Consider the following 23,670-nt stretch of genomic DNA (forward strand, 5'->3'; position numbering starts at 1 on the left):
AGGAGCCCACCTGGCATAGTGTGGGGTGCCGGATCGGCAACCGAACGAAATGTCCGGTTCCGACGCATGCCATCCCCCGTGGTGTAATTGGCAGCACTGTGGCTTTTGGTGCCATCTGTTCGGGTTCGAGTCCTGACGGGGGAGCTTCCGGCCTTCGGCCCCGCATCGCAGGCCCCCGCTTCCCGGGGTGCCGCGTCTTCGCGGAACCGCATCTTGAGGTTCCGCATCTTCGGGCCTGCCCCATCCGGTCTCGACCCGCGCTCGTTTCCGGCCCGAAACCCCCCGGTATCCTTCGGTTGTCCCACCACCCGAAGCCGAAGGGCATTCCCGTGAGCGCCAATCGCCCGGCAGCCGTCGTCGTTCTCGCAGCGGGTGAGGGCACCCGCATGAAGTCGAGGACCCCCAAGGTCCTGCACGAAATCGCCGGGCGCTCGCTCGTCGGACATGTCGTCTCCGCGTCCCGTGAACTGGACCCCGAGCAGCTCGTCGTGGTCGTCGGACACGCACGTGAGCAGGTCGAAGCACATCTCGCCGAGCGCTGCGCCGGAACCCGTACCGCCTTCCAGGCCGAGCAGAACGGCACCGGCCACGCCGTACGCATGGGCCTCGAGGAGCTCGGCGGACAGATCGCCGGGACCGTTGTCGTCGTCTGCGGCGACACCCCGCTGCTCTCCGGCGAGACACTGTCCGCCCTCGCCGCCACGCACTCCGCCGACGGCAACGCGGTGACCGTGCTGACCGCCGAGGTGCCCGACTCCACGGGTTACGGCCGGATCGTGCGGGACGCCGCCACCGGCGCCGTCACCGCGATCGTCGAGCACAAGGACGCCACCGAGGAGCAGCGCGCGATCCGCGAGATCAACTCCGGTGTGTTCGCGTTCGACGGGCAGCTCCTCGCGGACGCCCTGAAGAAGGTCCGCACGGACAACAGCCAGGGCGAGGAGTACCTCACCGACGTACTCGGCATCCTGCGCGAGGCCGGGCACCGGGTCGGCGCCTCGGTGGCCGGCGATCACCGCGAGATCCTGGGCATCAACAACCGCGTGCAGTTGGCCGAGGCCCGGAAGCTGATGAACGAGCGGCTGCTGGAGCGGGCGATGATGGCCGGCGTCACCGTCGTCGACCCGGCCTCCGTGCTGGTCGACGTGACCGTGACGTTCGAGCCGGACTCGGTGGTGCACCCGGGCACGCAGCTGCTGGGCACCACCCACATCGCGGAGGGCGCGGAGGTCGGCCCCAACTCGCGGCTGACGGACACGACGGTGCACGCCGGCGCCCGGGTGGACAACACGGTGGCGGATTCGGCCACGGTCGGCGAGGGCGCGTCGGTCGGCCCGTTCGCCTATCTGCGGGCGGGCACGCGGCTGGGCGTGAAGAGCAAGATCGGCACGTACGTCGAGACGAAGAACGCGACGATCGGCGAGGGCACCAAAGTCCCGCACCTTTCCTACGTGGGCGACGCGACGATCGGCGAGTACACGAACATCGGCGCCGCGAGCGTCTTCGTGAACTACGACGGTGAGGCGAAGCACCACACGACGATCGGCTCCCACTGCAGGACCGGCTCGGACAACATGTTTGTGGCTCCTGTCACGGTCGGGGACGGCGCGTACACCGCCGCGGGCTCTGTGATCACAAAGGACGTACCGGCCGGCTCGCTGGCCGTCGCCCGCGGCCAGCAGCGGAATATCGAGGGTTGGGTGGCTCGTAAGCGCCCCGGAAGCGCGGCCGCGCAGGCAGCCGCGGAGACAACGGAACAGGTCGCCGAGGGGAACTGACCGGAAACAGGTGCGCCGAACTCGGCGTACCGTGATACGTGCACACAAATTCGGCTGGCTCGCGCCCAGGACCCTTGTGTCCAGGACCTTCGCGGCCAGAGAACACGTCTGAGGAGACAGTGCTGTGACCGGGATCAAGACGACCGGCGAGAAGAAGCTGATGCTCTTCTCCGGCCGCGCCCACCCCGAGCTGGCCGAGGAGGTTGCACACCAGTTGGGTGTCGGCCTCGTCCCGACGAAGGCTTTCGACTTCGCCAACGGTGAGATCTACGTCCGTTTCCAGGAGTCCGCGCGCGGTGCGGACTGCTTCCTGATCCAGAGCCACACGGCCCCCATCAACAAGTGGATCATGGAACAGCTGATCATGATCGACGCTCTGAAGCGGGCTTCCGCCCGGAGCATCACCGTGATCATCCCGTCCTACGGCTACGCCCGGCAGGACAAGAAGCACCGCGGCCGTGAGCCGATCTCCGCCCGTCTGATCGCCGACATGCTGAAGACGGCGGGCGCGCACCGCATCCTCACCGTCGACCTGCACACGGACCAGATCCAGGGCTTCTTCGACGGCCCCGTCGACCACCTCTCCGCGCTGCCGGTGCTGGCCGACTACGTGGGCGCCAAGGTCGACCGCAACAAGCTGACGATCGTGTCCCCGGACGCAGGCCGTGTGCGCGTGGCGGACCGCTGGTGCGACCGGCTCGACGCACCCCTGGCGATCGTGCACAAGCGCCGCGACAAGGACGTTGCCAACCAGGTGACGGTCCACGAGGTCGTCGGCGAGGTCGAGGGCCGGGTCTGCGTCCTGGTCGACGACATGATCGACACCGGCGGCACCATCTGCGCCGCGGCAGACGCGCTCTTCGCGCACGGCGCCGAGGACGTGATCGTGACGGCGACGCACGGCATCCTGTCGGGGCCGGCGGCGGACCGTCTGAAGAACTCGAAGGTGAGCGAGTTCGTCCTGACGAACACTCTGCCGACGCCGGGCGAGCTGGAGCTCGACAAGATCAAGGTGCTGTCGATCGCGCCGACGATCGCCCGCGCCGTGCGCGAGGTCTTCGAGGACGGCTCCGTGACGAGCCTCTTCGAGGAGCAGGCGTAACGAACAGCAGCCGTGGCGTCGACCAGGCTTGACGGCACAACCGTCGCACCCTTCGTCATCGTCGCAACCGTCGTAGCGAGAAGGGCCGCCCCGCGCCGGGGCGGCCCTTCTCGCTTCTCCGGTGATCCATTTTGGGCCCGGCCGAGTGCTGGGTAGACTGTGCAAGTTGCTCGGCGAGGGAGGCCGTGTCCTGTGGGACGCGGCGGTCCGTTATCGACGCGCTCTTCGTAGCAGGCCTGTCGTGGCCGGGTGACCGCCACCAGCTTTCTGCTCAATACGAGGAGTGCACATGTCCGAGGTGAAGCTCACCGCAGAGCTCCGTTCCGAGTTCGGCAAGGGCGCCGCCCGCCGCGTCCGCCGTGAGAACAAGGTTCCCGGCGTTCTCTACGGTCACGGCACCGACCCTGTCCACGTCACGCTGCCGGGCCACGAGCTGCTGCTCGCCCTGCGCACCCCGAACGTCCTGATCTCCCTGGACCTCGGCGGCAAGAACGAGCTGGCCATCCCGAAGGCCGTGCAGCGCGACCCGCTGAGGGGCTTCCTGGAGCACGTCGACCTGCTGCTCGTGAAGCGCGGCGAGAAGGTCAACGTCGACATCCCGGTCCACGCCGAGGGCGACCTGGCCCCGGGCGCGTTCCTGCTCGAGCACGTGCTGAACGCCCTGCCGGTCGAGGCCGAGGCCACCCACATCCCCGAGTCCCTCTCGGTCTCCATCGAGGGCCTGTCCGCCGGTGACTCCGTGCTCGCCAAGGACATCACCCTTCCGAAGGGCACCACGCTGGCCGTCGAGGACGACACCGTCGTCCTGCAGATCCTGGCCGCGCAGGCCGAGGAGCCGGCGGCCGAGGGCGCCGAGGGCGCGGGTGAAGAGGCCGCCGAGGCCTGAGCCGTAAGCTCATCCCGAGCTTGACGACTTGGAACACGGGGTGGCGGACTGGGACACGACCCGGCCCGCCACCCCGTTCCCCTTTCCACGGCCTGTCCGGCGAGTTCCACGTCCCGTCCTACGAGGAGACGCAGCACAGATGTCCGACACCAACGCGCCCTGGCTGATCGTGGGCCTCGGCAACCCCGGGCCCGGGTACGCGGCGAACCGTCACAACGTCGGCTTCATGGTGGCCGACCTGCTGGCGGAACGCATCGGCGGCTCGTTCAAGCGCGCCCAGAAGACGCAGGCGCAGGTGCTGGAGGGCAGGATCGGGGCCCCTGGCCCGTCGAACCGGCGGGTGGTGATCGCCAAGCCGATGTCGTACATGAACCTGTCCGGCGGTCCGGTGACGGCGCTGCGGGACTTCTACAAAGTGCCCACGGAGAACATCGTCGCCGTCCACGACGAACTGGACATCGACTACGGCACCCTGCGGCTCAAGCTCGGGGGCGGGGACAACGGGCACAACGGCCTGAAGTCCATGACGAAGGCCATGGGTTCGGACTACCACCGGGCGCGCTTCGGCATCGGCCGCCCGCCCGGCCGGATGCAGGTCGCGGACTTCGTGCTGAAGGACTTCTCCACCACGGAGCGCAAGGAACTCGACTACCTCGTGGACCGTGCGGCGGACGCGGTGGAGTGCCTGGTGATCGACGGCCTCGAACGGGCCCAGAGCACGTACAACTCGTAGGCGATGCGCGGGTCGCGGCGCCGACCTGGCAGTGGCGGCTCCACGCCCACCCCTTGCGACCGCACGGTTGGCCACCGACCCGTACACCTCCAGCCGCCTGCATTGTGAAGCGCGGCGCATGGACAGCGACGGCCTGGTGGGACTCGACGTTCCCGACGACGCGGGCGAGCGGTTCACCGCCTGCGGCGACCCACAACTCATGCGCACCTGGCTCAGCCGCGCCGTGACAGCCACCTCCGCCGAAGCGATCTTCACCGGGCCGATGGAGTAGCCGCCGACGCGAAGCCGAGGTTGACCTGGCGTAGTCCCATGGCCAAGGATCGCGCACCATGAAGAAGCGGAACTCCTCCGGCCGGATGTTGGTCCATGCACGTAACGCGGCGATGGCGCTCGTCGCCCTGCTGCTGCTGACCGCCGGATTCTGGTCCTCATGGGGCACCGCGCAGCACATCCTGCTGTCCAAGGGCCGCGAGCACGGCACCCTCACCGTCGCCCGTTGTGACGAGAATGTGTGTACAGGCCCGTACTCGCCCCAGGCGCCGGCGACCGACCGCGCGGACGTGACGATCGAGAAGACGGTCGCGGTACAAAAGGGCCAGACGCTGGCCGTCGTGCTCAAGCCAGGTACGGCCGAGGCCGTACGCACCGGGCCCGCGGGCGGTCTGCACGCCTGGGTGCCGCTGGGCGGGGCGCTGCTGCTGGCGGCCTTGGTGATCGGCGGCGGACTGCGGCTGACGCGGATCGCGTGGGGCACGGCGTTCGCCGGCGGGGCGCTGCTGATGGCGTCCTTCCTGGCGTTGTGAGACCTTCGCCGCTCCGCACCGTAGCCCGCTCTGCGCATCTCTCGGCGTCGCGCAGGTCTCGACGTCGCGCAGGTCGGCGAGCCCGAAATCCCCTGAGCGGAATGACGCATTCACCTGATCGTTATCAGGACTATCCGGACCACCGCGGACTCTTGGTGCGGATGAGGCGCGCACAGTCTTGACCGGCCCGTCCGTTCACAGGACGCTGAGCCGCCCCCCACGGCATCTCCCCTCTCACACGATGGACTGCCCATGCGCATCCGTACCTTTTCCGGCGCCCTGGTGGCCGCCGCGACGCTCTCGCTGACGGCCGCCACGGCCGCGTCGGCCACCCCGCCGGGCGACAACGGCACCGTGAAGATTCACGATGCGACGACCGGTGAAGAACTCCGCAAGAACGAGCCGAAGGTCTGCTCGTTCTACCTCGACGCCTTCAACTTCGACGCCGGTCAGCAAGTGGCCTGGCACATCGAGGCCTGGGCGAACAACGACGTCGACAAGGGCGTGACGGTCAAGTCCGGTTCGCTCACCCTCGACGCGGACGGCCATGAGCGCACCGAGGACATGACCCTGCCCGACGGGCAGTACAAGCTGTTCTGGAACTTCGACGGCGAGAACGGCCGCGCCAAGCACAAGGTCTTCAAGTCCGACTGCGAGGACGAGAAGCCGGCGCCGTCCGACAAGCCGTCCGCCACGCCCGGGGCGCCCGGTGAGCAGACCGGCACGCCGACCGCCCCGGCGGAGGACGGGTCCTCGAGCCCGGCCGCCTCCGAGCCCGCCGCCGAGAGCCCGGCGCCGTCCGACGGCGCCTCCGGCGACCTGGCGGAAACCGGCAACGGCGCGCCGCTCGGCGCGCTCGGCGCGGCCGCTGCGGCTCTGGTCGCCGTCGGCGGTTATCTGCTGACGCGGCGCCGCACTGTGCAGCGTCACTGAAACGACGGTGCCCCCACCGGAGTCCGGTGGGGGCACCGTCATGTCTTCGCGCGTCAGCGGACGTTGCGCTGACCGGACGTCGTGCGTCAGCCGGTGTTGCGCAGACCGGCCGCGACGCCGTTGACGGTCAGCAGCAGGGCGCGGGCCAGCAGCGGGTCCGCCTCCTCACCGCGTTCGGCCGCGTCGCGCTGGCGCTTGAGGAGCGCGACCTGGAGGTAGGAGATGGGGTCCAGGTAGGCGTCGCGGATGGAGAACGTCTGCTGGAGCACCGGGTTGGAGCCGAGCAGTTCGTCGTTGCCGGTCACCTTCAGCACCTCGCTGACGGTGAGCGCGTGCTCCGCCTCGATGTCCTCGAAGACATGCTTGAGGTGGTCGGGCACCAGCGTGTCGACGTAGTGGCGGGCGATCCGCAGGTCGGTCTTCGCCAGCGTCATCTCGACGTTGGCGATGAAGTTGCGGAAGAAGTGCCACTGCTCGTGCATCTCCGCGAGAACCGTGTCGAGACCGGCCTCGCGCAGGGCCTTGAGGCCCGACCCGACACCGAACCAGCCGGGGACGATCTGCCGCGACTGCGTCCAGCCGAACACCCACGGAATGGCCCGCAGACCGTCCAGGCCCGCGCCCGAGTCGGGGCGGCGCGAGGGCCGTGAGCCGAGGTGCAGCTCGGCGAGCTGGTCGACGGGGGTGGCGGCGAAGAAGTACGCGGGCAGGTCCGGGTCCTCGACGAGCCTGCGGTACGCGGCGTGAGCGGCGTCGGAGACGGTGTCCATGGCGGCGTCCCAGCGCGCGAGCGCCTCGTCGGACTGGCGGGGCGCGGTGTGCAGGGCGGAGGCCTGGAGCGTGGCGGCGACCGTCAGCTCAAGGTTCTCCCTGGCCAGGGACGGGATCAGGTACTTGTCGGAGATGACCTCGCCCTGCTCGGTCACCTTGATCTCGCCCTCGAGGGTGCCCCAGGGCTGGGCGAGGATCGCGTCGTGGGAGGGGCCGCCGCCGCGCCCGACGGTGCCGCCGCGGCCGTGGAAGAGCCGCAGCCGTACGCCGTGGCGGTGCGCGACGTCGCGCAGCCTGCGCTGGGCGCGGTGGATCTCCCACTGGGAGGTGGTGATGCCACCGAACTTCGAGGAGTCCGAGTAGCCGAGCATGACCTCTTGGACGTCGCCGCGCAGCGAGACGAGACGGCGGTAGGAGGGGTCGGCGAGCATGCCCTCGAGGATGACGTCGGCGGCCTTGAGCTCGTCGGTGGTCTCCAGCAACGGCACGATGCCGATCTTGGCCCAGCCGGCGTGCAGGTCGATCAGCCCGGCCTCGCGGGCGAGGACGGCGGCGGCGAAGACGTCGTCGGCGCCCTGGCACATCGAGATGATGTACGACTCGATGACCTCGGGACCGAACCGTTCGAAGGCTTCCTTGACGGTGTGGAAGACGCCGAGGGTCTTCTCGCCCGCGGCGTCCAGCGGAGCCGGGGTCGGGGCGAGGGGCCGGCGGGAGCGCAGTTCCTTGGCGAGGAGCTTCTGCCGGTAGTCGCGCGGCATGTCCGCGTACCGCCAGGACTCCTCGCCGAGCCGGTCGAAGAGCTGCCCGAGGGCGTGGTGGTGCGCGTCGGCGTGCTCGCGTACGTCCATGGTGGCGAGCTGGAGGCCGAAGGCGGACAGGGTGCGGATGACCCGGTCCATGCGGCCGTCGGCGAAGAGGCGGCCGCGGTGCGCGCGCAACGAAGTCTGGACCAGGGTGAGGTCGGCGATCAGCTCGGCGGTGCCGAGGTAGTCGCGGCCGTCCTCGTGGGGGGTGCCCTTCGCGAGGCGCTCGCGGGTGTTGACGAGCTTCTGGCGGATGCAGGTCGCCTTGAGCCGGTAGGGCTCCTCCGCGTTGAGCCGCTTGTAGCGGGGGCTGATCTCGGGCAGCCGTTCGAGGTCGGTCTGCAGGGAGGTGAGCAGCTCGTCGGTGGCCCCGGCGTAGCGGATGGAGTTCGACAGCAGCCCGCGGAGGTAGTCGATGACCTCGATGGCGTCGGTGATCCCGTGCTCGTGCTGGAGGATCAGGACGTCCCAGGTGACGGCGGGGGTGACGTTCGGGTTGCCGTCGCGGTCGCCGCCGATCCAGGTGCCGAAGGTGAGCGGCCGGGTGCCCGGGGGCAGCTCGACGCCGACGCGTTCCAGTTCGGCGGCGAGGTCCTCGAGGACGTCGCCCACGGCGCCGGCGTGCAGCTCGTCGAGGTAGTAGATCGCGTTGCGGGCCTCGTCGGCGGGCTCGGGGCGGACGACCCGCAGCTCGTCGGTCTGCCAGATGAGGTCGATGTGCTCGGCGAGCCGCAGGTCGTGGCGGCGCCGGTCGGCCTCGATGACCGGGCTCTCCAGCAGCTCGGCGATGCGGCGGAGCTTGTTGAGCACCGAGCGCCGGGCGGCCTCGGTCGGGTGGGCGGTGAAGACGGGCCGTACGTTCAGGTTCTTCACGGTCTCGCGCAGGTGCTGCGGGTCCGCGTCCTTCAGCCGGTCCGCGGTCCGGGAGAGCAGGCCGCCCTCCGCGGCACGCTTCTCGCGCATCTCGTGGCCCCGGTGCACCTGCTCGGTGACGTTGGCGAGGTGGAAGTAGGTGGAGAAGGCGCGTACCAGCTTGGCAGCGGTCTCGAGGTCGGTGTCGCCGAGCAACTCGGCGGCGGCCTCACCGTCGGTGCGTGTCAGGGCTCGGACCCGCTCGACGAGGTCGAGGAGTTCCGGCCCCTCCTGCCGGACGAGGGTCTCGCCCAGAAGATCGCCCAGTCGGCGGATGTCGGCACGCAGTTCTGCGCTGGCGGTGGGTGTCTGGTCGGCACTGCTCACAGGTGCGGCTCCTTGCAGTGTTTGAGCACGTCTGGAGGGGTACTGGAGGCTTGCGGACCGCGCTGTCCGACGTGACCCAGGATAGGTGTCCGTTTCCGCGGCGTTGTCCCCAGGTCTCTTGCCGCGCCGCCGGGCACTGCCATACTTACGTCGCCGTAGGTTACGGCACCGTAGCCAGGCACTCGTCCCCTCTCCCCACCCCCAGGGAACCCTCATGACCACAAGTCCGGACCTGCTGGACGAAGTCCCGAAGTCACCCGAGTCCGAGCTGCCCTTCGCCACCCGCGGCGGCGACAGCAAGCGGTCGATCGAGCAGATCACCCTGCTGCTCTTCATCACGGTGCCGTTCCTGGCCCTGCTGGCGGCCGTGCCGCTGGCCTGGGGATGGGGAGTGAGCTGGCTCGATCTGGGTCTGCTGGTGGCGATGTACTACATCGGCTGCCACGGGATCACGATCGGTTTTCACCGCTACTTCACCCATGGTTCCTTCAAGGCGAAGCGGCCTCTGCGCATCGCGTTGGCGATCATGGGGTCGCTCGCGGTCGAGGGCCCGCTGGTGCGCTGGGTGGCCGACCACCGCAAGCACCACAAGTTCTCCGACGCGGAGGGGGACCCGCACTCGCCGTGGCGGTTCGGCGAGAGTGTGCCCGCGCTGATGAAGGGGCTGTGGTGGGCTCACATCGGCTGGATGTTCGACGAGGAGCAGACCCCGCAGCACAAGTACGCACCGGATCTGATCAAGGACCCGGCGCTTCGCCGGATCTCCCGGGACTTCATCTACTGGACGATCCTGTCACTGGCGATCCCCCCGTTGGTCGGCGGTCTGGTGACGATGTCGTGGTGGGGCGCGTTCACCGCCTTCTTCTGGGGTTCCCTGGTCCGCGTGGCGCTGCTGCACCATGTGACCTGGTCGATCAACTCCATCTGCCACGCGGTGGGCAAGCGCCCGTTCAAGTCGCGTGACCGCTCGGGGAACGTGTGGTGGCTGGCGGTGCTGTCGTGCGGCGAGTCCTGGCACAACCTGCACCACGCCGACCCGACGAGCGCCCGGCACGGTGTGCTGCGCGGGCAGCTCGACTCCAGTGCCCGGCTGATCCGCTGGTTCGAGCAGTTGGGATGGGCCTACGACGTGCGATGGCCGCAGAAGTCCCGCATCGAGGCCCGTCGTGCCGAAGCCGCTGCCGAAGCCGGTGATGAAACCCGCCGCAAGGGCGACCCCGCAAACGCGGCATGATTGACGTCGTGGCCAGTGACGGAAGTATCGGCAGCTCGGACAAGACCAGGGCGTCGGGCAGCAGGCGCGCCCGACGCGTGCGCATGACCGGCGCCGAGCGCCGGGAGCAGTTGTTGGACATCGGTCGCGCCCTCTTCGCGGAGAAGGGCTTCGAGGGCACCTCCGTGGAGGAGATCGCGGCCAAGGCGGGGGTCTCCAAGCCGGTGGTGTACGAGCACTTCGGCGGCAAGGAGGGGCTGTACGCGGTCGTCGTTGACCGTGAGATGCGCCAGCTGCTCGACATGGTGACGGGGGCGCTGACCGCGGGGCATCCGCGTGAGCTGCTGGAGCAGGCGGCCTTCGCGCTGCTGGACTACATCGAGGCGTACACGGACGGTTTCCGCATCCTGGTGCGCGACTCGCCGGTGGCCCAGTCGACGGGCACGTTCGCATCTCTGATCAGCGACATCGCCACGCAGGTCGAGGACATCCTCGGGATGGAGTTCAAGAACCGCGGCTTCGACCCCAAGCTCGCCCCGCTGTACGCGCAGGCGCTGGTCGGCATGGTGGCTCTGACGGGCCAGTGGTGGCTGGAGACGCGCCGCCCCAAGAAGGCGGAAGTCGCGGCCCATCTGGTGAATCTGGCCTGGCACGGGCTCGACCGCCTGGAGCAGAAGCCGCGGCTCATAGGACACCGCAAGAACTGAGTGCGATTCCCGTACATCCATTGGCCCCTCCTGATGGTCTAGGTCTGTGCTTTCCCTCGTTCTTCTCACGAGGTTGAACTCACAACTTTTCCCCAGGGGGGGCTTTGACTTCAGTGGATTCCGGTCGTCCTGCGGTCGCTCGTCGCAGACCGCGTGTCGTGACTTGCACCGCTCTGGCCGTGTCGGCGGGCATGCTGATCGCGGCCGTGCCGGCTCAGGCGGATGACACTCCGGCGCCGCACGCACCGGTCAAGCGCGCCGTCCCGAGCGTGGAGGACCTGCAGAAGCCGTCGCTTCCGCACCTCCGCTCGGGCGACAAGCGGGCCGCCGAGCAGGCGGACCCGTCCTTCGGCGCGGCGATCGCCGTCGCCCGTCCGCGCAGTGACGTCGACGGCGACGGGGCCAGCGATCTGCTGCACCGCGCCTGGGACGGTCATTACTACGTGTCTCCGACCAACAGCGCGGAGACCTACGCGTACCCGCTCGGCACCAGCACCGAGATGTACAAGGACGCGTTCTCCATCGCCGGTCTGGACACGGCGAACCCGGACCGTCCCACGCACTTCACGATCTCCGCGACCGGCAGGCTCTCGTCGTACAGCAGCGGCGAGTTCGGCGCGGACCTGGTGTGGTCCGGCACGGGCTGGCAGCAGTTCAACAAGGTGTTCTCGCCCGGCGACCTGACCGGCGACGGCGTGGGCGACGTGCTCGCCCGCACCCCCGCCGGCGACCTGTACCTCTACCGCAGCAAGGGCGGCACGGCCGCCGAGCCGTTCGCGGCCAAGGTGAAGGTCGGCTCCGGCTGGGGGCAGTTCGACCAGCTCGTCGGCGTCAACGACGTGAACGGCGACGCGATCGCGGACCTGTTCGCCCGTGACACAGCCGGGGACCTGCACTTCTACTCCGGCACCGGCGAGCCGAGCCGTCCCTTCAAGTCCCGGGTCAAGGTCGGCAGCGGCTGGGGCCAGTTCAACCAGCTCTTCAGCTGGGACGACCTCAGCGGCGACGGCCTCGGCGACCTGGTCGCCCGCAGCACCTCCGGCGTCCTGTACCTGTACGAGTCCACCGGCACGGGCGCCTTCAAGCCGAAGGAGCAGGGCGGTTCGGGCTGGAACTACGTCTCCCAGTTCAACGGCGCCGGCAACATCCCGGCGTGGGGCAAGAGCGAGGTGCTCGGCGTCGACAAGAGCGGCGTCCTGTACGGCTACGGCGTGCAGAACAACGGCACACTCAGCCCGCGGTCGCGGATCAACGACGGCTGGGGCTCCGCCAAGCTGGCGCTGACGTCCTCCTTCGACGACGACGGCTTCGCCGACCTCCTCGAGGTCTTCGAGGGCACGCTGTTCAACTACAACGACTACGCCGGCGACGGCATCATCGGCAGCGGCTGGGGCATCTACAGCACCCTGGTCGGCCCCGGTGACCTGTCCGGCGACGGCAAGGGCGACCTGCTCGCCCGGGACAGCGCCGGCGTGCTGTGGCTGTACCGCGGCAACGGCAACGGCTCCTCGTTCGCCACCCGGCAGAAGGTCGGCAGCGGCTGGGGGCAGTTCAGCGCCCTCACCGGTGCCGGTGACATCGACGGCGACGGCCGCTCCGACATCCTCGCCCGGGCCAAGGACGGCAACCTGTACCTGTACGCGGGTACCGGCGTCGCCTCCGCGCCCTTCAAGGCGAAGAAGCTGATCGGCAGCGGCTGGAACCAGTACAACAGGTTCGTGTCGCCGGGCGACCTCAACGGCGACGGCCGCGGCGACCTGCTCGTCCGCGCCGGCGACGGTGTGCTGTACCGCTACGACGCCAACGGCAAGGGCGGGTTCAACGCCAAGGTCAAGATCGGCACGGGCTGGAACACCTACAACGGTCTGTACTGATCCGTTGCGGTCGGGCCGATCGGTTGCGGTCGGCCCGATCGGTTGCGGTCGGGCCGACCTGTGACGAGTGACGAAGGGCGCCCCGCACGGTGAGAACCGCGTGCGGGGCGCCCTTCCGCTTCAGGGCACCCTGGCGCTCAGGACAGCTTGCGAGCGACGGCGAAGATCCGGCGGAACGGGAACACCGTGCCGTGGGGACCGGGCGGATACGCCTTGCGGAGCAGGTCCCGGTACTGTCCGAGGAACTCGGCCTGAGCGTCCGGGTCGTCGGCGAGCTCCGTGAGCACGGGCCGCAGCGCGGTGCCCTTCACCCAGTCCAGTACCGGGTCCTCGCCGCCCAGGAGCTGGAAGTACGTGGTCTCCCAGGAGTCGGCGTCGCAGCCGAGGTCGGCGAGCCGGGTGAGGTAGTCGGCGGGCTCGAGGATGTGGACGTAGCGCCGGCCGTGGTCACCGAGGCGGGCCCGCCACTGCGGGGTGTCGCAGAGCTCGCCGAGGATGGCGTGGCTGGGTGCGGTGAAGTTGCCGGGGACCTGGAAGGCAAACGTTCCTCCGGGCGCGAGGCCGTCGATCCAGCCCGCGAAGGACTCGGGGTGGTTCGGCACCCACTGCAGGGCGGCGTTGGAAACGATCAGGTCGTACGGCTCCTCCGGGTTCCAGTGCGCCGCGTCCGCGGGGCGGAAGTCCAGCCAGCCGCCGCCCGCCGTGGTGCCCGCGTGGTCCTTCTCGGCCTGGGCGAGCATCTCGGGCGAGAGATCGAAACCGGTGATGTGGGCATCGGGCCAGCGGTCGGCGAGCAGCACTGTCACATTGCCGGGCCCGCAGCCGAGGTCGGCGATGCGGGCAGGACTCCGGCCCGACGGCAGGGTGGGTATGCGGGCGAGCATGTCCAGAAAAGGACGGGCGCGGTGCCCGGCATGGCGCAGGTATTGCTGTGGGTCCCATGTGGGCGCGGAATACATGTTCGAGTCCCCCTCGCAGGAACGGAGTGCCGAAACGGAACAGGGCTCCGGCCCGACCATGCCCAATAGTCAAGCCGAATATATCTTGACGTCAAGAGACTTCATGTCGACAGACCCTCTACACTGATCGACATGGAGGACGAGGTCGATCGACTGGTCGCAGCATGGCGCCGAGAGCGCCCGGACCTCGACGTGGAACCGCTCGAGGTGCTCAGCCGCGTCTCCAGGCTCGCCCGCCATCTCGACCGTGCCCGCCGCCTCGCTTTCGCCGAGCATCAGCTCGAGCCGTGGGAGTTCGACGTGCTCACCTCGCTGCGCCGCGCGGGCGCGCCGTACCAGCTTTCCCCCGGCCAGCTGCTCACCCAGACCCTCGTCACCTCGGGCACGATGACCAACCGCATCGACCGGCTCGCCAAGAAGAACCTGGTCGAGCGGCTGCCCGACCCCAGCGACCGACGCGGGGTGCTGGTGCGGCTGACTCCGGAAGGACGGGACCGGGCCGACCAGGCGCTGGCCGGGTTGCTCGCCCAGGAGCGCGCGATCCTCTCCCAGCTGTCCCGCGCCCAGCGCGCGGAACTGGCCGGGCTGCTACGCCAGTTGACCGCCCCGTTCGACAACGTCCCCGGCTAGCTCACCCAGATCGGCCGGCCCCACACCCGCCCGGCGGGCGAGTGCCACCGCGGCGAGGGTGGAGTGGACGCCCAGCTTGCCCAGCACGTTCTGCATATGTGTCCGGACGGTGTGCGGGGACAGGAAGAGGCGCTCGGCGACGGCTTTGCGCCCCAGGCCCGCGACCATGCAGCGCAGTACCTCCTGCTCGCGCGGGGTCAGCGACTCCACCAGCCGCTCGCTGTCCGTGCGGTGCTTGCGTGCCGCGGTCATCTCCCGCAGCACGCCGGTGAGCAGTGCCGGCGCCAGGTGGGTCTCGTCGCGCAGCACGCCGCGGATCACCGCGAGCAGCCGCTGCAGCGAGCAGTCCTTGGCGACCCAGCCCGAGGCGCCGGCCTGCAGTGCCAGGGCGGCCCGGCGGACGTCGTCCTTCTGGGCGAGCACGACGGAGCGCACGGCCGGCTGATGCGAACGGACGGCCGCCACCAGGGAGATCCCGTCGACCAGGCCCTCCTCGCCGCCCTCGGGCACAGAACGGGCGACCGCCATGCCCCGGGCCGGGGGAACGGCGGAGGCGACACCCAGATCCGCGTCGACGAGCATCACGTCGAACCTGCGGCCCTCGGCCGCGGCCCGCTCCAGACAGCGCAGCGCGGCGGGGCCGCTGCCGGCAGCGGCCACTTCGACGTCGGGCTCGGCGGCGAGGGCCGCGGCGAGCGACTCGGCGAAGATTCGGTGGTCGTCCACCACCAGGACCCGGATACGAACCACAAACACCCCCAGTGTCGGAGGAGGAACCGGCACGGGTACGGCGCCCGAGGGACGGTGGTGCAGCTCATCGCCCGGCCGCCGCCGTGCTGTGACTGATACCCCCGCCCCGGGTGCCGTACCCGGCTGTTTCGCCCCCTGATCAACACCGGCCCCCACCGGTGCTGTGCTTCAGAGTACGGACGCCGTGCGGTGGCGGAAGGCGATTTGCAGAACTGATCGACGCCGGTGTTCAGGGTGTGACGCGTGTTCCGAATCGAGACAGAAGTCGACAGGAAAGGTCGTGCGACCCACCCGTGGGGCCGCGCTCAGGACAGGCGCTTCGCGCCCGCCGACGGCGTTGCCGTGAAGACGCGCGGCTGCTCGAGCGAGGACGCCTCGAAGGCCTCCAGGACCGACTTCGCCACCGTCGGGGTCGCCGAGGTCTCCGTCAGCACGATCGCCGAGCCGCCGAAACCGCCGCCCGTCATCCGCGCCCCGAGCGCACCGCCCTCCAGCGCCGTCTCCACGACCAGGTCCAGCTCCCGGCACGAGATCCTGAAGTCGTCGCGCAGGGAGACGTGCCCCTCGGTGAGCACCGGGCCGATCGCGCGGACCTCGCCCGCCTCCAGGTGGGCGATGACCCGCTCCACCCGGTGGTTCTCGGAGACGATGTGCCGGACCAGCGCACGGACCTCGCGGTCGTCGATGCGGCCGAGAGCCCGCTCCAGCCCGTCGTAGGGCACGTCCCGCAGCGCCTCCACGCCGAGCGCCGCGGCGCCCGCCTCGCAGCCGGCGCGCCGCTTGCCGTACTCGCCGTCACTGTGGGCGTGCTTGACGCGGGTGTCCACGACGAGGAGTTCGAGGCCGTGGGCGGCCAGGTCGAAGGGGACCTGACGCTGGGAGAGGTCCCGGGTGTCCAGATGCAGGGCGTGGCCCTCGGTGCAGCAGGCGGAGGCCGTCTGATCCATGATCCCGGTCGGGACGCCCACGTAGACGTTCTCCGCGCGCTGGCACAGACGGGCCATGCGCCACCGCTCCAGGCCCAGTTCGTACAGGTCGTTCAGAGCGAGGGCGGTGACGACCTCGATCGCGGCGGACGAGGAGAGCCCCGCACCGGTGGGCACGGTCGACTCGAAGTGGATGTCGGCGCCGCCGACCGCATGGCCGGCGTCGCGGAGCGCCCAGACGACGCCTGCCGGATAGTCGGTCCAGCCGGCGGGGCGACCGGGCGCGAGGTCGTCGACACGCACCTCGACCGCTCCGCCGACGACGTCCGCGGAGGTGAGCCGCAGCACCCCGTCGCCGCGCCGGGAGACGGTCGCCACCGTGGTGTGCGGCAGCGCGAAGGGCATCGCGAAGCCGTCGTTGTAGTCGGTGTGTTCGCCGATCAGATTCACCCTGCCGGGTGCTGCCCACACGCCTTCGCCCGTGCGGCTCATGACGCGTTCTCCCTCCTGCGGGCGAATGCCCAGGCGTCCGACACGATGCCGGCCAGGTCGGCGCGGCTCGGCTTCCAGCCCAGGCGCTCCTGGGCGGCTGCCGCGGAGGCGACGAGGACGGCGGGGTCGCCGCCTCGGCGCTCCGCGACGACCTCCGGCACCGGGTGGCCGGTGACCTTGCGGACGGTCTCGACGACCTCGCGCACGGAGAAGCCGTTGCCGTTGCCGAGGTTGCAGATCAGGTGCTCGCCCGCGGTGGCGGCGTCCAGGGCGAGGAGGTGGGCTTCCGCGAGGTCCGCGACATGGATGTAGTCGCGGACGCAGGTGCCGTCCGGCGTGGGGTAGTCGTCGCCGAACACGGAGATGGACTCGCGCCTGCCGAGGGCCACTTGGAGGACCAGCGGAATGAGGTGCGACTCGGGGTCGTGGCGTTCGCCGAACTCGCCGTAGGCGCCGGCCACGTTGAAGTAGCGCAGGGACACCGCCGCGAGCCCGTGGGCCGCCGCCTCACCTGTGATCATGTGGTCCACGGCCAGCTTGGAGGCACCGTAGGGGCTGGTGGGGGCGGTCGGGTCGGACTCGGTGATGGGGGTGGAGACAGGTTCGCCGTAAGTGGCGGCCGTGGAGGAGAAGACGAGCCTGCGCACACCGGCAAGGCGCATGGCGGACAGCAGCTCCATCGTGCCGCCGACGTTGTTCGCCCAGTACTTCTCCGGCTTCGCGACCGATTCGCCGACCTGCGAGAAGGCCGCGAAGTGGAGCACCCCGTCGAAGGTGGCGTCGAGCCACCGGGCGGCGTCCTGGATGCGACCCTCGATGAACTCGGCGCCCGCGGGCACCGCCTCACGGAAGCCGGTGGAGAGGTCGTCGAGCACGGTCACCCGGTGACCGGCCTCCACGAGATGCTGGGCCACCACGCTGCCGACATATCCCGCACCGCCTGTGACCAGGTACTTCTTACTCACTAGCTCGCTACCTCTCGCAGTCGCATCGCCGCGGCCTCCGGCGGCACATCGTTGATGAACACGCTCATACCGGATTCGGAACCGGCGAGGAACTTCAGCTTGCCGGAAGTGCGGCGGATGGTGAAAAGCTCGAGATGCAGGGCGAAGCCGTCCCTCCCCTCACCCCTGAACGGCGCCTGGTGCCAGGCGGCGATATAGGGCGTGGGCGGTTCACCGTCGCCGAAGATCCGGTCGAAGCGCCTCAAGAGTTCCAGATAAATCTGTGGGAACTCTTTGCGCGCCTCCTCGTCGAGCGTCCGCAGGTCCGGCACGCGCCGCTTGGGGTGGAGGTGCACCTCGTACGGCCAGTGCGCCGCGTACGGCACGAAGGCGATCCATTGCTCGCCCTCCAGCACCACCCGTTCGCCCGCCGCCCGCTCCCGCTCCACGACGTCGTCGAAGAGGTTCCCGCCGGTCGAAGCGCGGTGGTCGGCGAGCGAACGGAGCATCAGCTCGGTGCGCGGCGTCACGAACGGGTAGCCGTAGATCTGGCCGTGCGGATGTCCGAGCGTGACGCCGATCTCCGCACCCCGGTTCTCGAAGCAGAAGACCTGCTCGACCCCGGGCACCTCGGCGAGTTCCGCGGTGCGGTCCGTCCATGCCTCGAGGACCAACCCGGCCTGCTCCTCGGTGAGGTCGGCGAAGGAGGCGTCGTGGTCTGAGGTGAAGCAGACGACCTCGCAGCGCCCCGAGTCACCGGCGAGGGAGGGGAAGCGGTTCTCGAAGACGACGACGTCGTAGTCGGGGGCCGGGATCTCGCTGAGGCGGCCGTCGCGCGAGGGGCAGAGCGGGCACTCGTCGGCGGGCGGGTGGTAGGTGCGGCCCTGGCGGTGCGAGGCGATGGCGACCGAGTCGCCGAGCAGCGGGTCGCGGCGGATCTCCGAGGTGGTGGAGATGGCATCGAGGGGCCGGTGGTCGACGGCGTCGCGTACGGCGTCGTCCCGCGCGTCGTAGTAGAGCAACTCACGGCCGTCGGCCAGCCGGGTCGATGTCTTCTTCACGCGCAGCTCCCCGCACCCCATCCAACAGAACCAAACATAAAGAACCACGAGCCAACGGGTGCCGTCAATGGGCTGCCGAGGCGGGCCTCCACGGACACAACGACACAAACAGGAACCGTAGCCGGTCGCGGGCATCACAATCAAACAAAGAACATCAACAGATGTGTTCAGTTTCTGAACATCTACGCGTAGGTTCCGGTCTGATCAGTTCGCGCGACGAAGCGAGTACTCATGCACTATCTGGCCGAAGGGCTCCGGCTCCCCACGAACGGGCTCGATTACGCGATCCTGGCGATCTACTTCGCCGTCGTCCTGGGCATCGGTTTCGCCGCCCGGGCCAGCGTGAAGACCAGCCTCGACTTCTTCCTTTCCGGCCGCTCGCTGCCCGCATGGGTGACCGGCCTCGCCTTCGTCGCCGCCAACCTCGGCGCGACCGAGATCCTCGGCATGGCCGCCACGGGCGCGCAGTACGGCGTCGCGGTCGTCCACTGGTACTGGATCGGCGCCATCCCCGCCATGGTCTTCCTGGGCATCGTGATGATGCCCTTCTACTACGGCTCCAAGGTCCGCTCGGTCCCTGAGTTCCTGCTCCAGCGGTTCGACAAGTCGGCGCATCTGCTGAGCTCGGTGCTGTTCGCGTTCGCCGCGATCCTGATCGCCGGCGTCAACCTCTACGCCCTGTCGATCGTCGTCGAGGCACTGCTCGGCTGGCCGCAGTGGGTGTCGATCGTCGTCGCCGGATTCCTCGTCCTCGCGTACATCACCATCGGCGGCCTGTCCTCGGCGATCTACAACGAGGTCCTGCAGTTCTTCGTCATCCTCGCCGCGCTCATCCCGCTGACCGTCCTCGGCCTCAGGCGCGTCGGCGGCTGGGACGGACTGACCGGGTCGCTCGAGCAGAGCCGCGGCGAGAACTTCCTCACCGCCTGGGGCGGCACCGGCATCGGCGACCCGAACCCGCTCGGCGCCAACTGGCTGACGATCGTCCTCGGCCTCGGCTTCGTCCTCTCCTTCGGCTACTGGACGACCAACTTCGCCGAGGTACAGCGGGCCCTGTCCGCGAAGAACCTCTCCGCCGCCCAGCGCACGCCGCTGATCGCCGCCTTCCCGAAGATCTTCATCGTCTTCCTGGTGATGATCCCCGGCCTCGTCGCCGCCGTCCTCGTACCGAAGATCGGCACCGCCGGGTCCGACCTCACCTACAACGACGCCATCCCGCTGCTGATGCAGGAACTGCTGCCCAACGGCGTCCTCGGCATCGCGGTGACGGGTCTGCTCGCCGCCTTCATGGCCGGCATGGCGGCCAACGTCTCGTCCTTCAACACCGTCTTCACATACGACATCTGGGCGCGGTACGTGAAGAAGGGCCGCGACGACCGGTACTACCTGCGCTTCGGCCGGCTGATCACGGCGATCGGCGTGCTCTGCTCCATCGGCACCGCGTTCCTCGCCTCCAGCTTCAGCAACATCATGGGCTATCTGCAGACCCTGTTCTCCTTCTTCAACGTGCCGATGTTCGTGGTCTTCATCATCGGCATGTTCTGGAAGCGGGCCTCCATGAAGTCCGGCTTCTGGGGTCTGCTCGCCGGCACCACGGCCGCGATGGTCAACTACTTCGTCATCTACCAGCAGGGCGTCATCGACATCCCGAGCGAGCAGGGCGCCAACTTCGTCTCCGCGATCGTCGGTTTCGTCGCCGGCGCGGTGGTGATGGTCGTCGTCACGCAGTTCACCGCGCCCAAGCCCGAGGCGGAGCTCGCCGGCCTGGTGTACGGCACGACCTCCCCGGGCATTGAGGAGGCGCCCGCCGAGGGAGACGACGCCTGGTACCGCAAGCCCGCACTCCTGGGCTGGGGCGCGATCGTCCTCGCCGCAGCCTGCTACATCCCCTTCTCCTTCTGATCCGATCGGAGGCACCGAACCATGTCCGAACTGCAACGCGAAGTCTCCGAGCTGGAGCGCAAGTCCGCGACCGCCGCACGTCTCTTCGACATCCGGCGCATCATTGGCGGCCTGTTCACGCTCTACGGCGTCATCGTCACCGTCGCGGGCCTGTTCGCTTCCGACACGGACCTGAAGAAGGCGGAAGGGGTCAACATCAACCTGTGGACCGGCCTCGGCATGCTCGCCCTCGGCCTGTTCTTCCTCGTCTGGCTCACACTGCGCCCCACCGCGCCGCCGACGCCCGTCGAGTAGCCCTGGCCCTACTCCTGCACGGTGCCGGGCGGCGACACGGTCGCCGCCCGGTCCAGCAGCCCGGTCCGGGCGGCCAGCGCCGCCGCCTCCAACCGGGAGCCCACGCCCAGTTTCATCAGCACCCGCTGCACATGCGTACGGGCCGTGCTCGGCGCGATGCCCATCCCGACCGCGATCAGCCGGGTGTCCTCGCCCTCCGCGACCCGCACCAGCACCTCGACCTCGCGCGGGGTCAGCAGATGCAGCAGCCGCTGGCCCTCGTCGTCGGGCTGCGAGGCCGGGTTGAGCAGCTCGGCGAACGCTCCCCGCAGCAGTTGCGGCGCCACCACCGCCTCCCCCGCTCGCGCCTTCACCAGCGCGCGCTCCACTCCCTCTATGCGTTCGTCGTGGCGCACATAGCCGGACGCGCCGGCGGCGAACGCCGCCGCTATCCCGCGGGGACTGGGCACGGGCCCCAGCACCACCACCGCCACCTGCGGCCGCTCCCGCTTGATCCGCACGATCGGGTCGAACGCGCCCGGCTCCGCCGGGGCTGCCGTACCCAGGAGGCACACCTCGGGGGACCGGGCGATCACGAGCTCGGCGGCACCGGCGGCGGGCGCGGCCGCCGCGAGCACCCGGTGGCCGCGCAGCTTCAAGGCAGAGGCCAGCGCCTCGGCGAGCAGTCTGTGGTCGTCCACGACCATGAGCCGTACGCCCATCGGGCAACCCCCTCCCGCGCCGGAGCCGGCCCCCGGCCCTCCCCCGCTACCCCGTTGGTCCCGGAAAGCTACACGCTTGTTCGACATCGCGCGCCCCTAACCGGGCAGAAGCCGCCCGTAATGCCGAATTCCTCGGCAATCAGGGCCACTTGCCCGCAGGGTCGCTTGCGCCGCACGTGATCCGCCGCGCAGGCTCTGCGGCGGCCCGATGCACACAGAACCGCGGCCCGGTCCGTCACCTGTGGCGATGGACCGGGCCGCGGTTCTGTGTGCTGCGGTACGGCGGGCGGTCAGCCCTTCGGGCCGAAGGAGATGGCCATGTACTTCGAAGAGCTCTCGCTGTCGGAGCCGGGCTCGCTCAGGGTGTCGTCCGCGATGAACAGACGGCCGCCCGCGAAGTGGTACTCGGAGCCGGTCTCCACGAAGCTCGTCTCGGCGTCCCGCACCGTCTTGTCCGAGGGGTTCTCCAGCAGAACGGTCTCCTCGAAGGTGGCGCCGTTGATGCTGACGACCTGGCCGCCCTTGTCGTACGGAGGCCACTTGTAGGCGATGACGTTGCCGCCGTCCATGCGCAGCGGCAGCGCGTGGTATCCGTTGCCGGCGTCCGCGCGGCCGCTGACGGCCTTGCCGGTCGCGAGGTCGAAGGCGACGATCTCGTTGGTCCGCGAGTACGACTCCCCGGTGCCTTCGTGCTCCTCCGTCGGCAGGTAGAGCCGGTTGTTGCCGACGACCACGAACTGGCAGCCCTCGACACCGTCACTGGCGGAGCACCTCGCCAGGTACTTGTCGCCGGGAATGGCGATCTTGGTGAGCAGCTTGCCGGTCTTGGCGTCGATGGAGAAGAAGTCCGAGATGCCGAACATCCCCGAGTCACCGACGTCGGCGGCGACGACCAGCGGGTTCGTGGAGACGATCCGCGCGTCGTCGACACCTTCCGGCATCTTGAACGTGGAGAGAGGAGTGCCCTTCTCGGGGTCGAGCGGCTGGATGGTCACCGACGGGTTGTCGTACGACCCGCACCGGCGCACCGCGACCAGCGCCTCGCCGCCGCCGTAGCCGATGTCGCGGCACTCGTTGGCGTCGACGGTGGGCTTCCAGCGGACGGCGCCGCTGGTCAGGTCGAAGGCCGCGCTGCCGCCGAGGTACCCGGCGGCCACGGTGTTGCCGCTGAGGGTGACCTGGTCGAAACGCGCGTTCTCGTCACCCGTGGAGTCGCCGGTGACGGACGTGCTCCACAGCAGCTTGCCGGCGGTGAGGTCCACGACGCCGACCTCGGTGCACGGCGGGTAGCCCTTGTCGCCCTTGGCCCGCTTCTTGGCCTCGAAGACGATCGCCGTCTTGTTGTCGTCGGTCATGTGACGCGAGGCGGCACAGACCTGACCCGGCAGCGGCAGGGTCCACAGGACGGAACCCTTCGCCACGTCGTGCGCCACGATCGAGTTGACGCTCGTCTTGACGAAGGCCTTGTCCGTGACCCAGGAGCCCGGCACGCCGGTCACGTCGAGGCGTGCGGGCAGCGGCAGCTGGAAGGCGACCTGGGAGGCGGTGTCGGCCGGGGCCTTCTCCTTGCCCGGACCGTCGGGCGCGGCCTTGGCCGAGTCCCCCTTGCCGCCCTTGTCCCCGCCGTTGCCGTCCGAACTGCCCTGGGCCTGGTCGCTCTTGCCGCCGTCCTGGGCGGAGGAGTACCAGAAGCCGCCGCCGATGATCAGCGCGATGGCGACACACGCCGCGATGACGATCTGCAGCTGAGTCTTGTTCAGCAGCTTGCCGCTGCCGCCGGCCGCGGGTGCTGCGGACTGCAGGTGCATGGGCTGCGTGGGCGCGCCGTAGGGCTGCCGGCCCGGTGCGCCCTGCTGCGGATAGCCCTGCTGCGGCTGGCCGGGCGGCGGCGTCTGCGGGTAGCCGTAGCCCGGCTCCGCGGGCGGCGGCGTCTGGGGGTAGCCGTACGGGGCTCCACCCTGCGGCGGAGTCGGCGGGGTGCCGTACCCACCGGCCGGCGGCTGGGTCGGCGGCGCAGACGGCTGGGCCGGAGGCTGGTCCTTCGACAGCCCGAATCCGCCGCCCTGCGGCTGGTTCGGGGGCTGACCCGGCGGCGGACCGGGCGGCTGGTTGGGCGGTGGCGGCGGCTGCGTCATGGCGTGCTTACCTCTGGGGAGCGGAAGTGGG

General features: G+C 69.6%; 21 protein-coding genes and 1 tRNA gene. 14 read left to right on the forward strand and 8 right to left on the reverse strand.

Features of this window, described 5'->3' with window-relative positions; all coding sequences use genetic code 11:
* Positions 1-72 precede the first annotated feature (72 nt).
* The 8 genes from ACIQ7Q_RS15340 (at position 73) to ACIQ7Q_RS15375 (ending at position 6,235) form a co-directional block, all read left to right on the forward strand.
* Positions 73-144, forward strand: a tRNA-Gln gene (locus ACIQ7Q_RS15340).
* Between the two features lie 185 nt (positions 145-329).
* Positions 330-1,778: a bifunctional UDP-N-acetylglucosamine diphosphorylase/glucosamine-1-phosphate N-acetyltransferase GlmU gene (glmU, locus tag ACIQ7Q_RS15345; protein WP_403860905.1), complete on the forward strand. Its 1,449-nt coding sequence runs from the start codon at positions 330-332 to the stop codon at positions 1,776-1,778.
* Positions 1,779-1,902: 124 nt separating this feature from the next.
* Positions 1,903-2,880, forward strand: a complete 978-nt coding sequence (locus ACIQ7Q_RS15350; RefSeq protein ID WP_356639477.1) for a ribose-phosphate diphosphokinase — start codon at positions 1,903-1,905, stop codon at positions 2,878-2,880.
* Between the two features lie 289 nt (positions 2,881-3,169).
* The gene (locus ACIQ7Q_RS15355) at positions 3,170-3,766 is read left to right on the forward strand and encodes a 50S ribosomal protein L25/general stress protein Ctc (protein ID WP_403860908.1); all 597 of its coding nucleotides are present in this window, start codon (positions 3,170-3,172) and stop codon (positions 3,764-3,766) included.
* 139 nt (positions 3,767-3,905) lie between these two features.
* The gene (pth, locus tag ACIQ7Q_RS15360) at positions 3,906-4,499 is read left to right on the forward strand and encodes an aminoacyl-tRNA hydrolase (protein WP_403860911.1); all 594 of its coding nucleotides are present in this window, start codon (positions 3,906-3,908) and stop codon (positions 4,497-4,499) included.
* Positions 4,500-4,617: 118 nt separating this feature from the next.
* On the forward strand, positions 4,618-4,770 hold the full coding sequence (locus ACIQ7Q_RS15365; RefSeq protein ID WP_403860914.1) for a hypothetical protein: 153 nt from the start codon (positions 4,618-4,620) through the stop codon (positions 4,768-4,770).
* 58 nt (positions 4,771-4,828) lie between these two features.
* Positions 4,829-5,302: a hypothetical protein gene (locus ACIQ7Q_RS15370; protein WP_403860917.1), complete on the forward strand. Its 474-nt coding sequence runs from the start codon at positions 4,829-4,831 to the stop codon at positions 5,300-5,302.
* Positions 5,303-5,554: 252 nt separating this feature from the next.
* A complete protein-coding gene (locus ACIQ7Q_RS15375) occupies positions 5,555-6,235 on the forward strand; it encodes a hypothetical protein (RefSeq protein ID WP_403860920.1) in 681 nt (226 codons plus the stop codon).
* An 86-nt stretch (positions 6,236-6,321) separates the two neighbouring features.
* Here ACIQ7Q_RS15375 and ppc read toward each other — a convergent pair whose 3' ends face one another.
* Positions 6,322-9,051: a phosphoenolpyruvate carboxylase gene (gene ppc, locus ACIQ7Q_RS15380; RefSeq protein WP_403860923.1), complete on the reverse strand. Its 2,730-nt coding sequence runs from the start codon at positions 9,049-9,051 to the stop codon at positions 6,322-6,324.
* 214 nt (positions 9,052-9,265) lie between these two features.
* Here ppc and ACIQ7Q_RS15385 point away from each other — a divergent pair, with 214 nt between their 5' ends.
* The 3 genes from ACIQ7Q_RS15385 (at position 9,266) to ACIQ7Q_RS15395 (ending at position 12,845) form a co-directional block, all read left to right on the forward strand.
* Positions 9,266-10,285: an acyl-CoA desaturase gene (locus ACIQ7Q_RS15385; RefSeq protein ID WP_403860926.1), complete on the forward strand. Its 1,020-nt coding sequence runs from the start codon at positions 9,266-9,268 to the stop codon at positions 10,283-10,285.
* Positions 10,282-10,971, forward strand: a complete 690-nt coding sequence (locus ACIQ7Q_RS15390) for a TetR family transcriptional regulator (protein WP_403860929.1) — start codon at positions 10,282-10,284, stop codon at positions 10,969-10,971. The genes ACIQ7Q_RS15385 and ACIQ7Q_RS15390 overlap by 4 nt, the downstream gene beginning before the upstream one ends.
* A gap of 158 nt (positions 10,972-11,129) precedes the next feature.
* Positions 11,130-12,845, forward strand: a complete 1,716-nt coding sequence (locus tag ACIQ7Q_RS15395) for an FG-GAP repeat domain-containing protein (protein ID WP_403860932.1) — start codon at positions 11,130-11,132, stop codon at positions 12,843-12,845.
* A 137-nt stretch (positions 12,846-12,982) separates the two neighbouring features.
* Here ACIQ7Q_RS15395 and ACIQ7Q_RS15400 read toward each other — a convergent pair whose 3' ends face one another.
* Complete coding sequence (locus ACIQ7Q_RS15400; protein ID WP_403860935.1) at positions 12,983-13,804, reverse strand: trans-aconitate 2-methyltransferase; 822 nt, start codon at positions 13,802-13,804, stop codon at positions 12,983-12,985.
* 132 nt (positions 13,805-13,936) lie between these two features.
* On the opposite strand from ACIQ7Q_RS15400, the gene ACIQ7Q_RS15405 reads away from it, so the two are divergent.
* Positions 13,937-14,434: a MarR family transcriptional regulator gene (locus ACIQ7Q_RS15405; protein WP_356637267.1), complete on the forward strand. Its 498-nt coding sequence runs from the start codon at positions 13,937-13,939 to the stop codon at positions 14,432-14,434.
* On the opposite strand, the gene ACIQ7Q_RS15410 is transcribed toward ACIQ7Q_RS15405, so the two are convergent.
* The 4 genes from ACIQ7Q_RS15410 to galT all read right to left on the reverse strand — a co-directional run bounded on the left by ACIQ7Q_RS15410 (position 14,393) and on the right by galT (position 18,607).
* Complete coding sequence (locus ACIQ7Q_RS15410) at positions 14,393-15,184, reverse strand: LuxR C-terminal-related transcriptional regulator (protein WP_403862124.1); 792 nt, start codon at positions 15,182-15,184, stop codon at positions 14,393-14,395. The two genes, ACIQ7Q_RS15405 and ACIQ7Q_RS15410, sit on opposite strands and share 42 nt — an antisense overlap.
* 305 nt (positions 15,185-15,489) lie before the next feature.
* Positions 15,490-16,602, reverse strand: coding sequence for a galactokinase (gene galK, locus ACIQ7Q_RS15415; RefSeq protein WP_403860938.1), 1,113 nt, complete (start codon positions 16,600-16,602; stop codon positions 15,490-15,492).
* On the reverse strand, positions 16,599-17,567 hold the full coding sequence (gene galE, locus ACIQ7Q_RS15420) for a UDP-glucose 4-epimerase GalE (RefSeq protein WP_403860941.1): 969 nt from the start codon (positions 17,565-17,567) through the stop codon (positions 16,599-16,601). The genes galK and galE overlap by 4 nt, the downstream gene beginning before the upstream one ends.
* A complete protein-coding gene (gene galT / locus ACIQ7Q_RS15425) occupies positions 17,567-18,607 on the reverse strand; it encodes a galactose-1-phosphate uridylyltransferase (RefSeq protein WP_403860944.1) in 1,041 nt (346 codons plus the stop codon). The genes galE and galT overlap by 1 nt, the downstream gene beginning before the upstream one ends.
* A gap of 231 nt (positions 18,608-18,838) precedes the next feature.
* Between galT and ACIQ7Q_RS15430 the strand changes: the two genes are divergently transcribed.
* Positions 18,839-20,509, forward strand: coding sequence for a sodium:solute symporter family protein (locus tag ACIQ7Q_RS15430; protein ID WP_403860947.1), 1,671 nt, complete (start codon positions 18,839-18,841; stop codon positions 20,507-20,509).
* Between the two features lie 21 nt (positions 20,510-20,530).
* Positions 20,531-20,803 (forward strand): hypothetical protein, encoded by a 273-nt coding sequence (locus ACIQ7Q_RS15435; protein ID WP_403860950.1) that lies wholly within the window; start codon positions 20,531-20,533, stop codon positions 20,801-20,803.
* Positions 20,804-20,811: 8 nt separating this feature from the next.
* On the opposite strand, the gene ACIQ7Q_RS15440 is transcribed toward ACIQ7Q_RS15435, so the two are convergent.
* Together ACIQ7Q_RS15440 and ACIQ7Q_RS15445 are read right to left on the reverse strand one after the other, a co-directional pair.
* Positions 20,812-21,504 (reverse strand): LuxR C-terminal-related transcriptional regulator, encoded by a 693-nt coding sequence (locus ACIQ7Q_RS15440; RefSeq protein WP_356637279.1) that lies wholly within the window; start codon positions 21,502-21,504, stop codon positions 20,812-20,814.
* A gap of 290 nt (positions 21,505-21,794) precedes the next feature.
* Complete coding sequence (locus ACIQ7Q_RS15445) at positions 21,795-23,639, reverse strand: PQQ-binding-like beta-propeller repeat protein (RefSeq protein ID WP_403860953.1); 1,845 nt, start codon at positions 23,637-23,639, stop codon at positions 21,795-21,797.
* Positions 23,640-23,670: the final 31 nt, after the last annotated feature.

Origin of the sequence: Streptomyces sp. NPDC096176 (genome assembly GCF_044763255.1) — a bacterium.
GTDB lineage: Bacteria > Actinomycetota > Actinomycetes > Streptomycetales > Streptomycetaceae > Streptomyces.

Bases quoted from the DNA above. Each gene is read 5' to 3' on its own strand.
- ACIQ7Q_RS15385 (WP_403860926.1), top strand. From the start codon at position 9,266: ATGACCACAAGTCCGGACCTGCTGGACGAAGTCCCGAAGTCACCCGAG.
- ACIQ7Q_RS15445 (WP_403860953.1), bottom strand. From the start codon at position 23,639: ATGACGCAGCCGCCGCCACCGCCCAACCAGCCGCCCGGTCCGCCGCCG.
- ACIQ7Q_RS15375 (WP_403860920.1), top strand. From the start codon at position 5,555: ATGCGCATCCGTACCTTTTCCGGCGCCCTGGTGGCCGCCGCGACGCTC.
- pth (WP_403860911.1), top strand. From the start codon at position 3,906: ATGTCCGACACCAACGCGCCCTGGCTGATCGTGGGCCTCGGCAACCCC.
- galK (WP_403860938.1), bottom strand. From the start codon at position 16,602: ATGAGCCGCACGGGCGAAGGCGTGTGGGCAGCACCCGGCAGGGTGAAT.
- ACIQ7Q_RS15390 (WP_403860929.1), top strand. From the start codon at position 10,282: ATGATTGACGTCGTGGCCAGTGACGGAAGTATCGGCAGCTCGGACAAG.
- ACIQ7Q_RS15355 (WP_403860908.1), top strand. From the start codon at position 3,170: ATGTCCGAGGTGAAGCTCACCGCAGAGCTCCGTTCCGAGTTCGGCAAG.
- ACIQ7Q_RS15365 (WP_403860914.1), top strand. From the start codon at position 4,618: ATGGACAGCGACGGCCTGGTGGGACTCGACGTTCCCGACGACGCGGGC.
- ACIQ7Q_RS15400 (WP_403860935.1), bottom strand. From the start codon at position 13,804: ATGTATTCCGCGCCCACATGGGACCCACAGCAATACCTGCGCCATGCC.
- ACIQ7Q_RS15370 (WP_403860917.1), top strand. From the start codon at position 4,829: ATGAAGAAGCGGAACTCCTCCGGCCGGATGTTGGTCCATGCACGTAAC.
- ACIQ7Q_RS15440 (WP_356637279.1), bottom strand. From the start codon at position 21,504: ATGGGCGTACGGCTCATGGTCGTGGACGACCACAGACTGCTCGCCGAG.
- ACIQ7Q_RS15405 (WP_356637267.1), top strand. From the start codon at position 13,937: ATGGAGGACGAGGTCGATCGACTGGTCGCAGCATGGCGCCGAGAGCGC.
- ACIQ7Q_RS15430 (WP_403860947.1), top strand. From the start codon at position 18,839: ATGCACTATCTGGCCGAAGGGCTCCGGCTCCCCACGAACGGGCTCGAT.
- ACIQ7Q_RS15435 (WP_403860950.1), top strand. From the start codon at position 20,531: ATGTCCGAACTGCAACGCGAAGTCTCCGAGCTGGAGCGCAAGTCCGCG.